We start from the raw sequence: 13,608 nt of genomic DNA, 5'->3' as shown, positions 1-13,608 counted from the left end.
TCACTCATGTCCAGCAGGACAGCCGGAAAGTTTTTAGCACAACCCGCCAGCGTGTGGGCCATTACGTTTGCCACTGCAGTGTCCTTTGTCGGCATCGGTCTGGTCTCCCCCATCTTGCCCACCATCGCAAACGAACTCCAGGCGTCCGCCTTTGAATCGATGCTGCTTTTTACCTCATCCTTGCTGGTCACGGCCGGCACCATGTTTTTTGCGGGCTTCATTTCGACGAGGATCGGCATCAAAGCCACACTCGTCTCCGGGCTGGTACTCATCATTATTTTTGCTGGCATTTCCGGGCTGTCAGATACGATCGGTCAGATCATTGGACTTCGCGCTGGCTGGGGTTTCGGCAACGCACTGTTTTTCACCATGGCACTGGCGGGTATTGTTGGCGCAGCCAACGGTGGCTCCGCCGCTGCCATTATCTTGTACGAGGCCGCGCTTGGTATGGGAATGGCTCTGGGCCCGCTCGTGGGAGGCACCTTGGGCACGATCTCCTGGCGAGCACCCTTCCTCGGAACCGCCTTGCTGACGGCACTTGCCGCGACCACAATCGCAATCTTTGTCAAACCCCTCCCCAAACCCGACGACATGCCCATCTCTGTCGGGTTCAGCGTCCTTCGACGTCGCCCCCTGCTCGTCTGGTCAGCAGCCTCCCTCTGTGCGAATTTCACGGTCATCTGTGTCTTGGCCTATGCCCCACACGCACTGGCCGGGGCAGCAAAGGCCTCCGGTGCAGAGCACTCATCGCTCACCCTTGGACTCGTCTTTTTTGGCTGGGGTAGCGCCTTAGCTATTTTTTCGCTCGTGCTCCCCAGGCTCATGAGCCGCTATCTCGGACTCATCCCCGCCATCCTGACCGGTCTGGCCCTCATGGCAAGTGGGATGCTGGTATTGGCCCTCAACATCCATAACCTGACGATCGTGATTGTTGGGATCATACTGATGGGCGGCTTACAGGGTGTCACGAATACGCTCTTTACTGAAGCTGCGCTCAATGCGACATCACTGCCACATAACATTGCGTCTTCGTCGTTCTCAGCGCTCCGCTTTTTAGGCGGCGCCATCTTTCCTCTTGTCTCAGCGCCCCTGATCGCCCTGTGGGGAGCACCGGGCCCGTTTTGGGGCAGTCTCCTTGTCCTAGTGCTCGCAGCCTGCATCATCGTGGGCGGCTATCGGGTCTTCTCTGCCGCACAGCGCCAACGCGGCAGGATCTTCAGCCGGGCAGCCGGTTCGGTGCCGACCCATACTCGCTCACCGGGAGCATGAACCGGGTACGCTGGGTAGCGTGTCTGATACAACTGCTTCCGAACTCGCCGGCGTCCTCACACCGGAGGGTTATCGGCTTCTCAATGAATTATGGCGCAGCGGCGATTACTCCACGATGGAGCCGCTCAAACTGTCTGAACGATTGCGCGCCGAGGGCCACCAGCCGACCGTGGTGAGCTCGGTGTTGACCCAGCTGAAATTACGAACAGCCGCGGAAGCAAAGTTTGGGCCTTTTGTCGATCAGATGCTCTTTACCGACGCCGGACTCCAGCAGGCCACCCCGCTGAAAGTGGCCGCCCACCATGCCCGGCGTTTCGCTCGCGCCGGCGTGGATGAAGTGATCGATCTGGGTTCTGGCCTGGGAGCTGATGCCTTAGCGATTGCTGGCCTTGATATTCCGGTCACCGCTGTCGAGATTGACGAGACCACAGCAGCCGCTACGACCATCAACCTGATGGCTTTTCCACACGCCAAAGTCGAAGTGGCCGATGCCACCCAGTGGGTTCAGGACAACCCCGTCGCTACCGACACCACGCGTGGCTACTGGCTGGATCCGGCACGGCGAAAGACTTCATCGCAGGGAACCGTGCGGATTTTTGATCCCGAAGCATTCTCCCCTCCCCTGTCGTTTGTCGAAGACCTGGCCGATGTGGGGTATGCCTTAGGCGTCAAGCTCGGCCCGGCATTAGCCCATGATGTTGTGCCTGACACCGCTGAAGCGCAATGGGTATCACTACACGGCAATGTGGTCGAGGCGGTGTTGTGGTTCAATATGGCCCAGCGCTCGGATGTGCGTCGAGCTGCGCTGGTCATTCATGGCCTCGGCGCTGCCGAACTCACCTCGCCAACAGACTTCGGACACTCCCCGCAAGTTCCGGTCAGTGGTATTGAGGGTGCTACTGGGTATCTGTATGAACCCGACGGCGCGGTTATCCGGGCGGGCCTGGTCACAGATTTGATGGTCGAACATTTCATGGATGGTGATCCCACCGATGCTGCTGCCGGCCGGCAATTAGATGAACACATTGCTTACTTTTGTTCGGACGTGGCCAAGCAGACGCCCTTCGCCACCGGATATCGGATCATCGAAGTGTTGCCGTACAAGATCAAAGCGTTGCGGCGTTACATTAAAGAACAAGGCGTCACCCGACTGGATATTAAGAAGCGCGGCCTAGATGCATCGCCCGAGGAGTTGCGGCGCACGTTAATGCAGGGGCTCAACACGAAAAAACCCGCATCCGGTAAGCACCTCACCATCGTCCTGACCCGTGTGGGAGACGCGCGGTACGCGATTGTGGTCGAACCCATCTAACCACCACTTCCTTGACCTTCATTCGCCCAACGTCATGGCAGGTGCGGCTAGATTGGGAAACTCTAGCTCAGATTGAGCAGCTCGCGCAGCTCCTCCAACGCTCCGGGCACCACACTATAGTGGGCCCATTTGCCTCGCTGCTCACGAGTCACCAGACCAGCGTCGACGAGCTTTTTCATGTGATGACTGACCGTCGGCTGCGTAATCTGCAGCTCCTCGGTGAGATCGCATGCACACACATCCTGGCAGCCTTGCGCGGTCACATGCGACAGCAGACGTAACCGGGTGGGGTCTGCGAGCGCTTTGAACATGGCAGCCAGGCGTTGCGCTTGGTCTGCTTCGATGGGCCCCTCGGTTAGAGAGCAGCACTCGACGCGGCTCAAATCGATCTGGTTTCCAGTGGCAGTCATACCGCCATCTTACATTGACGGACATCTATACGTCAGGGTAGTGTCAGCTGACGGATTGATACCCGTCGATATGAGGTTGAGGCGAGCATGCCCCACGGTAGAAACAAAGCAGTTCAGACTGCTCAGGCACCAGTGATGCAGAAGATGTCCTTTCTGGACCGCTGGTTAGCAGTCTGGATATTGGCAGCCATGGGGCTGGGCTTGGCGTTGGGACATTTCCTGCCGGGCCTCAACCACGTCTTGGACGCTATGACCATCGGTGGGATTTCCATCCCGATCGCCGTGGGGTTACTCGTGATGATGTACCCGGTGTTGGCAAAAGTGCGGTACAACGAAACCCAACGCATCACCGGCGACCGAAAACTTATCGTGTTGTCACTGATCTTGAACTGGGTCTTGGGGCCACTGTTCATGTTCGTACTGGCCTGGGTGTTCTTACCCGACCTGCCCGAATACCGGACCGGGCTGATCATTGTGGGCCTGGCCCGCTGCATCGCTATGGTCTTTATTTGGAACGATATGGCCTGCGGAGATCGTGAGGCTGCTGCAGTGCTGGTTGCGATTAACTCGGTCTTCCAAGTGGTGGCCTACGGCGCGCTGGGCTGGTTCTATTTACAAGCGCTGCCCTCGTGGCTGGGACTCGAAACCACCTCGGCGGAATTCTCCCTTGGCGCCATCGTGACTTCAGTACTGGTGTTTTTGGGCATCCCCCTGCTGGCAGGATTCCTCACCCGAACCCTGGGTGAAAAAGCTAAGGGCCGCGACTGGTACGAGACCACTTTCCTACCGAAGATCGGTCCCTGGGCGCTCTACGGTCTGCTGTTCACGGTGGTCCTGCTCTTTTCCTTCCAAGGTGAAGCTATTATTGCCCAACCGTTGGACGTGGCCCGCATGGCCGTACCACTGCTGTTGTATTTCGTGCTGATGTTCGTGGTCAGCTTCTTCGCCTCGAAGTTGGTCGGGTTGAACTATGCCAAGTCCACCTCCGTGGCGTTTACCGCCTCGGGTAACAATTTTGAGCTGGCGATCGCAGTGGCTATCGGCACCTTTGGCATCACCTCGGGTCAGGCACTGGCCGGTGTTGTGGGTCCACTGATCGAAGTACCGGTACTGGTCGGCCTGGTGTATGTGGCGTTGTGGTTGGGCCGTCGCTGGTTCCCCGGTGACCCCACCGTCCCGGTCCCCCAGCACCACGCTTCCGCCGCATCCGACCAACCAAACCGTACTACCACAGGAGTCTCGTCGTGACCACCGAACATATTAACCAGCCCACTGTCTTATTTGTCTGCGTCCATAACGCCGGACGCTCCCAGATGGCCGCCGGATACCTTCGCCACCTGGCCGGGGATCAGATCACCGTAGGTTCTGCCGGGTCGGAGCCCGCCGATCAGCTCAACCCGGTGGCCATTGAGGCGATGGCTGAAGAAGGCATCGATATCACCGCAGCTACCCCGCAGGTACTGACGAACACCGCTGTGCAAGCCGCGGATGTGGTCATCACGATGGGCTGTGGGGACACGTGCCCAATCTATCCCGGCAAACGGTACGAGGACTGGGACCTGGATGACCCTGCCGGTCAAGACATCGAGGCAGTGCGAGCCATCCGAGACGATATCAAGGCTCGTATTCAACGACTCATCACCGACCTGCTACACACCACACCGGAAAACCCCCGCTAAGCCCTCGCACGCCCTGACGAAGGAATGCCCGCATGCCGCACGACACAGAACTGCCAGTTATCATTATCGGTGCTGGTCCGGTCGGCTTAGCCGCCGCCGCGCACTTACACGAGCGCGGACAGCAACCGCTGGTACTGGAGGCCGGTCCGACGGTTGGGGCAGCCGTCCGCCAGTGGGGTCACACCCGATTATTTTCCCCCTGGCGCTACAACATCGACGACGCCGCCCGACGCCTGTTGGAATCCAGCACATGGCAGGCCCCGGACCCGGACCAGCTTCCCACCGGTCACGAGCTCGTGCAGGAATACTTGTTCCCATTGGCCGAAGCCCTAGGCGAGGTGGTACGGACTCGCACCCAAGTACTTGCCGTTTCCAGGTCAGGGATTGATAAGACACGCAGCACCAGCAGAGCCGATACTCCCCTGGTCGTCCGGGTCCGTTCTTCCGATGGACACATTGAAGATCTGCTGGCACGTAGCGTGCTGGATGCGTCCGGGACATGGCATCAGCCCAATCCGCTGGGCCAGTCTGGTCTGCCGACACCGGGCGAGGACCTGGCCAGAGCTCACGGGCTGATTTCCCATCCCTTGCCTGACGTCCATGGGCCTGAACGGGACCGCTTTGCTCATCGCCACGTCCTGGTGGTCGGGGCTGGCCACTCCGCAGCGAACACCCTGCTTGACCTAGCCGATGTGGCTGACCAGGCACCGGGCACCCGGATCAGCTGGGCGATACGTGGCAACGAGGTCACGAAAGTCTACGGCGGCGAAGCACATGATGAACTTGCCGCTCGCGGAGCTTTGGGCACCCGTCTCCGACGACTGGTCGAGTCCGGGGTGATCAACCTGCACACCCAATTCATGATCCAGAGTTTCGACAGCACGCCCACCGGACTGACGGTGTTTGCGGATACCGTTGGTGGCCCAACGCAACTTGCCGTCGACGTACTTGTGCCTGCTACTGGGTTCCGTCCAGACCTCAACATGCTGTCCGAATTACGTCTTGAACTGGACCCAGCAGTCGAAGCGCCACGGCAATTGGGACCATTGATCGATCCGGAGTTTCACTCCTGCGGGTCCGTCAAACCGCACGGTGAACGGGTCCTGGCGCATCCCGAACCCGGGTTCTATCTTGTCGGGATGAAAAGTTACGGGCGTGCTCCAACCTTTTTGTTGGCTACCGGCTACGAACAGGTCCGCTCGATCGCGGCAGCCCTGGCAGGTGACCGCGCCGCAGCCGACGACGTGCACTTGGACCTGCCTGAAACCGGAGTGTGCAGCGCGAATTTCGGACAACCTGCTACCCTGCAGGAAGCACCCGTAGCATTGCCGCTAAGTGCCACCGGCTGCTGTTCCTCACCCTAAAGGATGACCCTGACCGTTGCTAAGTACTTGGCTCGAAGACCGGCAGATTCCGCTCTACCTGATCGCTCTGCTGGCCGGGGCAGGATTCGGGTTGCTCGCCCCAACGCCTGCTGCCGGGTTAGAGATAGCCATCACTCCGGTGTTGAGGTTGCTGCTTTATGCAACATTTTTGAGTATTCCGCTGACCCGGTTGGGGCAGGTGGTTTACGAGGGCCGCTTTCTGGCTGGGCTGGTGGTGCTGAACTTTGTCATCGTGCCAGTGGTGGTATTTGCCCTGTCGCGTTTCGTTGCCGATCATCCTGCGTTATCGCTGGGAGTGTTGTTCGTACTCCTCACCCCGTGTATTGACTACGTCATAGTCTTCTCTGGGCTGGCCGGGGCAGCCCATGAACGACTCCTGGCAGCAGCACCTCTCCTAATGCTGGGCCAAATGCTACTGCTACCCGTATACCTGGGGCTGTTTGTCGGGCCCGAACTAGTTGATGTCATCGACATCGGCCCATTCGTTGAGGCGTTTGGTTTGCTGATCGTGGTCCCGCTGGTGCTCGCCGCCGCCACGCAATTCTTGGCGGCTCGTGCCCGGCTGGCGCAACGCGTCATGCGCAGCTTTGAGACGCTGATGGTGCCCCTAGTCATGCTGACCCTGGCAGTCGTGGTCGCCTCCCAAATCGACGCGGTCAGAATCGAACTGGACCAACTGCTGCGAGTCATCCCGCTGTACGTCCTGTTCCTAATGGTCATGATCCCACTCGGGGTGCTCACCGGCCGAGTCTTCACACAAGACACCGCCACGACTCGAGCCACCGTGTTTTCTGGAGCAACGCGCAACTCACTGGTGGTTTTACCCTTAGCCCTGGCACTACCAGACTCGCTGGCCCTCGTCGCCGTGGTAGTAGTCACCCAAACACTGGTCGAGCTGATCGGGATGGTCATCTACGTGCGCCTCATTCCACGGATCATCCCGGACCGAGCCACTGTGCGATAAGACAATTCTGTCAAGCCTTGACAGCGCTCTCCAATGCTAGATTAACTAGTGATTTGGACACGAGCCGCAATCATGAAATGAGGACCTGTATGTGCATTGTGAAGCGCCAACCGATGGCCGGCGCGGGGTGCATACATGTTGCTTCCTAACCCTCGCGGCCCGTTGACCGAAGCCCTCTTCGACGCGCTGCGCTCAGCAACTACCACTCACCTCGCAGACGCCCCGGATCCCAGTGACACCGAGGACGCCCAGCTAGCGCTCTGGGTGTTATATGAACTCCACCACCGGGGCTTCGAGGATGTTTGCGACGAGCTGGAATGGGACCCGAACCTGATCGGGGTGCGCCGGCGACTCGAAGCCGATCTTGAACGCACGCTGCGCTCTCGCACGCCGCAGCTACCTGTACCGGAAACTCCGGAAGCATTTTCAGCGACATTTTTCGACTTTATCGCCGATCACGATGGCCCATCGTTGGCGAGCCACGTACACCGGTCAGCATCCAAAGACCAAGTTCACGAGTTCTTACGTCACAAATCGATCTACCATCTCAAAGAATCCGACCACACCACCTGGGTGATCCCGCGGTTGTCTGACCCGGTGAAGGCGGCGGTAGTAGAACTGCAATACGACGAATACGGGGCAGGCGATCCGAACCGCTTGCACGCTACGTTGTTTGCGGAAGGGTTAGAAGCCAGCGGATTAGATGCGGCATATGGCGCTTATATTGATGAAGCGCCCGTAGAAGTATTAGAACAGAACAATACGATGTCACTGTTTGGGCTCAACCGTCGGCTTCGTGCAGCCTCCTTGGGCTTCCTCGCTGCGTTCGAAGCGACCAGCTCGGTCCCGTCCCGACGGATTGCACAGGGTCTGGATAGGCTCGGCTTCCCTGCCGAGATGATCGAGTACTACACCGAGCATGTGGAAGCAGATGCCGTCCACGAGCAGCTCGCGGTTCGGACGATCTGCGGGGCGCTGCTCGACGAAGAGCCTGAGCTGCGCGAAGATGTGTTCTTCGGCGCGTGGACCAGCATGGATCTCGAGGATCGCTACGCCAAGCGGATGTTAGCGGCGTGGTCAGCATGAGTCAGGCATCCAACTCAGATCACCCGGACATTATTCTGTGCCCGGGTGGTCCGATGCTCTTGCGCGGCGATCACGTGGTCCAAGATGAAGACGGCACTGAGCACCAGACCACACGTCCTGTCAGTGCGGTGTGCCGCTGTGGGAAATCACAGATCAAACCGTGGTGCGACGGCACCCATAAGTTCTTACGCATACGCCCATCGACTGATTAGCGAGTCAGGTGAACGATCACGCCAGTATCGAATGAGCGGGTCTCTCCCACGGTGACCGAACCCAACTCTGCGGCATGCGCAGCAATGCGTTTTACTTGGGTGCTGTTGCCTAACTGCAGCAATGCTGAACCGGTCTCGGTCAGGTGCTGATCGATCAGGTCCACGCACGTACGGGCGAGGTCCAGTCCGTCATCACCACCGTCAATTGACGTCAACGGGTCGGCCGGGAATTTCAAGGTATCGGTCGACGGCACCCAGGGCGGGTCCGCAATGATCAGGCCGAAACGTTCATCGGCACCAAGCGCCTCTTCGATCCGGGCCAACCGAAACTCCACTTGCGAGGCCAGCCCATTGGCCGCGGCGTTTTCCTCGGCGAAGCGTTGAGCAACCGGGCTGAAGTCAACCATCACAAGGTGGCGCGAGGAGTCCCGGATCGCGCCCAACCCAATGTGGCCGACCCCGGCACATAACTCCAGCACCGGTCCCGGGGGTGTATCGCTCAACAGGTCCGCTGCCCAGGCAGACTGTGCGGCAGTCCAGGGGCGTGGTTCCAGCACGTCGCTGTTGTACCTGATGGTGAGTCCGTGAAACGTCAGTTGCTGTTCCTGCACTAGCACACCTCGATGGATCTCTCCGCGGCACGCGTGGTTCGGCGTGCGGCGTCTTTGGGGCTCACGCCTCGACTGCGTTCTTGCGAGTGGTCACGAGCGCCCGAACACCGAAGATCACATAGATAATCAGCAGGACGAACGTGATCGCGCTGGTAATCACCGCGGCAGGACGCTCTGCTTCTCCTGCAACGAGCGCGCCGAGTTCCATGACATTCATGCTGGTGCCGAGGATACCGAGCACGGCTACGATCAAGGCGATGATCGTGCCGACTCGCGCATTCTTGAGCCCCACGAGCCCGCAGATTAAAATGACGGCTCCGAGCACGGCCGGGATCAGTGCGGTCCAGCTAGCGAATGCGGTGGCGATGTACGCGATGACACCAAGGATGATCAGGACGCCACCAAGGCCAATGGTCAGACGGGGCATACCGCTCCTTAAAACGCTGACATTTTCTTCTACACAGCGTAGCAGAAACGACACCCGTGCCGGGCTGTAACCGCGCCTATCAAGGGAGGTTTTTCAGCCCGGGACGTTGCCGGGCCGGCCAGGTGGCGCGAGCTAGAAGTACACGGCTAGCGGACCGTCAACGTCGTCGATGATACGAACCGAGGTGCCAAAGATTTCGGTGAGCACCGAGGATTTCATGGTGTCGGCGCAGGTGTCGAAGTGGGTGACCTGGCCGTCGTTCATCGCCAAGATGTTATCTGAGTAGCGTGAGGCGAAGTTGATGTCGTGCATGACCACGATAACGGTGCGGCCTAACTCATCGGCGGCCGCTCGCAGCTGACGCATCATCTGCACTGAGTGGCTCATGTCTAGGTTGTTCAGGGGCTCGTCGAGGAAGACGTATTCGGTATCTTGAGCCAGCACCATGGCGACGTAGGCGCGTTGGCGTTGTCCGCCAGAGAGCTCATCGAGATAGCGGTCTTGCAGTGCCGTCAGGTTGAGAAATTCAAGGGCTTCGTTGATGTGGCGTTCATCGTCGACCGTCAGGCGGCCCTTGGAGTGCGGGTAACGGCCGAAACCGATCAGCTGGCGGACGGTCAGGCGAGTCACAAAGTGGTTTTCCTGTCGCAGGATGGCCAGCTTCTTGGCGACATCATTGGACTTGGCTTGAGCCACGTCGAGCCCGCCGACGGTAATGGAGCCGGAATCGGGGGTCATCAGACGCCCCATCATGGTCAGTACGGTGGATTTACCAGCACCGTTGGGGCCCACCAGTGAGGTGATACCGCCCGAGGGGATCTCCACGTTGATGGGACCGATGGTGGTTTCTCCCGAGTACGTTTTTGTAACATTTTCGAGGGTTATCATAGCCGTCCCTTCCGCATGATGACGATTAGAAATACTAGCCCACCGATCAGCTCGACAATGATGGTAACCGCACCCTGGGCGTAAAAAATATGCCGCAAGACAAAATATGCGCCGGTTAGTAAGACATAACCGAGCAGAAACGCTATCGGGAAGATCGCCCGGTGGCTGTAGGTATCCGCGATCGAATATGCCATCGTGGCGACCAGGAAGCCCAAGAAGGTCATGGGGCCGACTAACGAGGTGGTCATGGCCATCAAGATGGAGACCGCAACGAGCACCTTGATCAGCTCGTGGCGGTGGTTGAGTCCCAGGTTGGTAGAAACCGCGGACCCCAGGGATAGCGTATCGAGTCGGCGGGCATTGGCCCACAACCAGATCCCGACAATCACCACGATGGGGATCGCATAGGGCAAATACTCGGTGCTGGCATTGGAAATGTTGCCCATCAACCGCGCGGTGAGGATATCGAATTCATTGGGGTCCAGCATGCGTTGCATAAAGGTGGTCAGTGAGGCCAGCCCGGCGCCGATCACGACCCCCACCAGCAGCATGGTGTGCACGTTGGCGAACTTTGACCCCAACAACCAGGAGTACAGCAGGGTCGCAAACGCCACCATGACGATGACCTGGAAGAAATACGACACAATCCCGCGCGTCAGTGCGGCTCCTGCGGCCCCAAAGATGAAGACCGCGGCGGTATTGATCAGCCCGTAGAGCGCTTCGAAACCTAAGATCGACGGGGTGACAATCCGGTTGGCTGTCACCGTGTGGAAGGCAACGGTGGCAAAGGAGTGAGCCAGGGCCACCACGGCAATCACCAGGACCGAGGTCACGCGTGATTCGGCAATTTTCCAGAATCCGTCAGAGCCAAAGGGCATCGGATTGCCGTAGACAATGGTGCCGATGGTCAACGCGATTGCGGCGACGATGAGCACGATCATCGAGACCCACCAGCGGCGCCGATGTTTTGTATCGACGAAGTTCGATGTGGTCACGGTGTCGATGGCAGGTGAATTAGCCACGGCGCCCCTTCCGTACGATGAGGTACACAAAGACGGTGGCACCGAGCACGCCCAGGATCATCGAGACCGGAATTTCGAAAGGCATGATGAGAGTTCTGCCGATGATATCGGTCAGGGTGATCACCACAATGCCGACCATCACCACCCAGGGCAGGTTTGATCGGAGGTTATCGCCGCGGAACATGGACACCAGGTTGGGGACGACCAGCCCCAGGAAGGGCAAGGCCCCCACCACCACGGAGACCACACCGGTGGTCACGGCCACGATCGAAATACCGACAATCATGACGGCCCGGTAATTCAGGCCCACCGAGGTGGCAATTTCTTGGCCAAGGCCGGCGACAGTGAATCGGTCGGCGATGAAATACACCAGGATGGTGGTGGCTGCAACGATCCACAGCAGCTCGTATCGTCCCCGGGTCACGCCGGTGAAGGAGCCCGCAAACCAGATGCCAAGGTTTTGCAGCATATCGGTTTGCAGCGCCACAAAGGTTGAGACGGCACCGACCACGGCACCAAGCATGAGCCCAACGATGGGTACGACCAGTGAAGACTTCAGGGCCACACGCTGTAGGAAGGCGAAGAAAATGATGGTGCCGATCATCGCGAAGATAATGGCAACGACCATCCGCAAAAACAGTGACGGTTGCGGAAAGAAGATATAGGTGAGGATGAGCCCTAGCCCGGCCCATTCAATGGTCCCGGTGGTGGAGGGTTCCACGAAGCGGTTTTGGGTCATCAGCTGCATAATCAGACCGACCACTGCCATTGAGGCCCCGGCAAGAATCAGGGCCAGGGTGCGGGGGACGCGAGTGATGAAAAACATCTCGCGTCCGCCCTCGGAGTTGAGGTCATAGACCCCGATAAATAGTGATGCTACGACCAGGCTGATGGTGACCATCAGCCCGATCAGCAACGGCCAAGTGCGTGACCAGACTCCGGGTTTTTGCGATACACCCGCTACAGTCGCGAGCCCACCGGGGCGGGATTGAGAAAGTTTAGTCACGCAAAGCCTTTAGATTATTCCGACCACATATCAGCCAGCTCGTTGAGGACGAGAGTGTAGTTCTGGATATCCTCAGCGACGTAGAAGTCTGCTGGCATGTAGTAGATGTTATCGTTTTCAACCGCCGGCACGTTCTGCAAGGCTTCTGATTCTTCGATGAGCTCTTTCGCGCCTGCCGAAGTACCGTCACCCACGGCTGCGTCACGGTCCATCACGATGAGAAATTCTGGATTCGCCGAGGCAATGGCCTCAACGGAGATGTCATCACCGGTGTCGACGTTTGAGCCATCGTCCTCGAGTGCGGGGGTCAACTCAAGAATGTCATACAGCGGGCCAATGGCACGCCCGGTAGTTGGCGCTGAGTAGTTAATGTCGCCACCTGAGGTGATCAGCCCGGAGACTGAGACGTCGGGATCGTAGGCTTCTTGGGCGCGTTCTAATGCTTCATCGAAGTCTGCGATTAATTCCGAAGCTTGGTCTTGTTCCCCGAAGACCTCCCCTAGTAGCGTCATTTGGTCGCGGAATTCTTGGTCAATGGTGCCCGACTCTGTGTCGAGGTCGGTGTTGACGATTGGCACTCCGTCTTCGACAGCGCTGGCGATGGCTTCGCTGTGTTGTGTGAAACGCTGGCCATTGATGACCAGGTCTGGTTGCGCGGCGGTCACCATCTCCATGTCTGGTTCACGGTGGTTACCGATGTTGAGCAGCTCTTCGTCCTGGGTGTATTTCTCCAGGACCTCCATGTTTGCGGGCATGAGATCTACCGGTGCGGCGGAGAGTTCAACGTCCCACTCGGCTAGCGTGCGAAAGAGCCGGTTGTCGGTGGCAACGACCGAGGACGGCTCCGCAGGCACAGTGTGCTCGGTTCCAGCCATGTCCGTCACTTCAACGGTCGCGGCATCATCGCCACCGCCGTTGGTGTCTTCGGCGCTATCAGCGTCCGGGGAACCGCAAGCACTAAGTCCCAGCGCTCCGATGGCAAAGAGAGCGGCTACACGAGTGCGCGTCAATCCAATTGTTTTCACGTTACAGTCTCCAAAAATGACAGAGTAAGATAATACGTTAGCACCCTTAGGCAGTTAGGTCAGCCTAAGCTAACTTCGCATCAGTTTAGTGAGCCTTCCTGAATTAGCGCAAGGCGGAATGACGTTATCCAGATCACACTACTGATGTAAACCGCAGAAAGCCGCCATTTGCGGCCAGAAAAACTTTAAATAAAGCTCAGAAACTGGACCCATCTATCCGTCGGCCTGTGCAATTCGTACCGATTTCATGCCAAAGTCCGGTTGCGCCTGTTGGTAAGTTCATTATCGGCTAAGTTTTGTGCGCGTCGAAGA

General features: G+C 58.5%; 15 protein-coding genes. 8 read left to right on the top strand and 7 right to left on the bottom strand.

Going from position 1 to position 13,608, the window contains the following annotated elements; genetic code table 11:
- Positions 1-6: 6 nt before the first annotated feature.
- Together J2S62_RS03915 and J2S62_RS03910 are read left to right on the top strand one after the other, a co-directional pair.
- A complete protein-coding gene (locus J2S62_RS03915) occupies positions 7-1,269 on the top strand; it encodes an MFS transporter (protein ID WP_310171620.1) in 1,263 nt (420 codons plus the stop codon).
- Positions 1,270-1,288: 19 nt separating this feature from the next.
- Complete coding sequence (locus J2S62_RS03910; RefSeq protein ID WP_310171618.1) at positions 1,289-2,581, top strand: THUMP-like domain-containing protein; 1,293 nt, start codon at positions 1,289-1,291, stop codon at positions 2,579-2,581.
- Positions 2,582-2,643: 62 nt separating this feature from the next.
- Here the strand turns inward: J2S62_RS03910 and J2S62_RS03905 are convergent, their stop codons facing one another.
- Complete coding sequence (locus J2S62_RS03905; RefSeq protein ID WP_310171615.1) at positions 2,644-2,991, bottom strand: ArsR/SmtB family transcription factor; 348 nt, start codon at positions 2,989-2,991, stop codon at positions 2,644-2,646.
- A gap of 135 nt (positions 2,992-3,126) precedes the next feature.
- Between J2S62_RS03905 and arsB the strand changes: the two genes are divergently transcribed.
- The 6 genes from arsB (at position 3,127) to J2S62_RS03875 (ending at position 8,317) form a co-directional block, all read left to right on the top strand.
- Positions 3,127-4,239 carry an ACR3 family arsenite efflux transporter gene (gene arsB / locus J2S62_RS03900; RefSeq protein ID WP_310175706.1) on the top strand — a complete coding sequence of 371 codons (1,113 nt, stop codon included), beginning with the start codon at positions 3,127-3,129 and terminating at the stop codon, positions 4,237-4,239.
- A complete protein-coding gene (locus J2S62_RS03895) occupies positions 4,236-4,670 on the top strand; it encodes an arsenate reductase ArsC (RefSeq protein WP_310171612.1) in 435 nt (144 codons plus the stop codon). Before arsB ends, J2S62_RS03895 begins: the two co-directional genes overlap by 4 nt.
- A gap of 32 nt (positions 4,671-4,702) precedes the next feature.
- A complete protein-coding gene (locus tag J2S62_RS03890) occupies positions 4,703-6,034 on the top strand; it encodes an FAD-dependent oxidoreductase (protein WP_310171609.1) in 1,332 nt (443 codons plus the stop codon).
- Positions 6,035-6,050: 16 nt separating this feature from the next.
- Positions 6,051-7,019, top strand: coding sequence for an arsenic resistance protein (locus J2S62_RS03885; protein ID WP_310171606.1), 969 nt, complete (start codon positions 6,051-6,053; stop codon positions 7,017-7,019).
- Between the two features lie 135 nt (positions 7,020-7,154).
- Positions 7,155-8,105: an iron-containing redox enzyme family protein gene (locus tag J2S62_RS03880; protein WP_310171604.1), complete on the top strand. Its 951-nt coding sequence runs from the start codon at positions 7,155-7,157 to the stop codon at positions 8,103-8,105.
- On the top strand, positions 8,102-8,317 hold the full coding sequence (locus tag J2S62_RS03875) for a CDGSH iron-sulfur domain-containing protein (protein WP_310171601.1): 216 nt from the start codon (positions 8,102-8,104) through the stop codon (positions 8,315-8,317). The genes J2S62_RS03880 and J2S62_RS03875 overlap by 4 nt, the downstream gene beginning before the upstream one ends.
- Here the strand turns inward: J2S62_RS03875 and J2S62_RS03870 are convergent.
- From J2S62_RS03870 to J2S62_RS03845, 6 genes are all read right to left on the bottom strand, one after another.
- Positions 8,314-8,928: a class I SAM-dependent methyltransferase gene (locus J2S62_RS03870; RefSeq protein ID WP_310171599.1), complete on the bottom strand. Its 615-nt coding sequence runs from the start codon at positions 8,926-8,928 to the stop codon at positions 8,314-8,316. The two genes, J2S62_RS03875 and J2S62_RS03870, sit on opposite strands and share 4 nt — an antisense overlap.
- A 61-nt stretch (positions 8,929-8,989) precedes the next feature.
- Entirely contained in the window at positions 8,990-9,355 is a 366-nt protein-coding gene (locus tag J2S62_RS03865) for a hypothetical protein (protein ID WP_310171596.1), read from the bottom strand.
- A 132-nt stretch (positions 9,356-9,487) separates the two neighbouring features.
- A complete protein-coding gene (locus tag J2S62_RS03860) occupies positions 9,488-10,243 on the bottom strand; it encodes an iron ABC transporter ATP-binding protein (protein ID WP_310171594.1) in 756 nt (251 codons plus the stop codon).
- Positions 10,240-11,265 carry an iron chelate uptake ABC transporter family permease subunit gene (locus tag J2S62_RS03855; protein WP_310171592.1) on the bottom strand — a complete coding sequence of 342 codons (1,026 nt, stop codon included), beginning with the start codon at positions 11,263-11,265 and terminating at the stop codon, positions 10,240-10,242. The genes J2S62_RS03860 and J2S62_RS03855 overlap by 4 nt, the downstream gene beginning before the upstream one ends.
- Positions 11,258-12,181, bottom strand: coding sequence for an ABC transporter permease (locus J2S62_RS03850; RefSeq protein WP_310175704.1), 924 nt, complete (start codon positions 12,179-12,181; stop codon positions 11,258-11,260). The genes J2S62_RS03855 and J2S62_RS03850 overlap by 8 nt, the downstream gene beginning before the upstream one ends.
- A 104-nt stretch (positions 12,182-12,285) precedes the next feature.
- Entirely contained in the window at positions 12,286-13,296 is a 1,011-nt protein-coding gene (locus J2S62_RS03845; RefSeq protein ID WP_310171590.1) for a siderophore ABC transporter substrate-binding protein, read from the bottom strand.
- Positions 13,297-13,608: the final 312 nt, after the last annotated feature.

Source organism: Enteractinococcus fodinae (genome assembly GCF_031458395.1).
Classification (GTDB): domain Bacteria; phylum Actinomycetota; class Actinomycetes; order Actinomycetales; family Micrococcaceae; genus Yaniella; species Yaniella fodinae.
The sequence above is the reverse complement of the archived record's forward strand: the minus strand, read 5'-3'. Positions and strand labels throughout refer to the sequence as shown.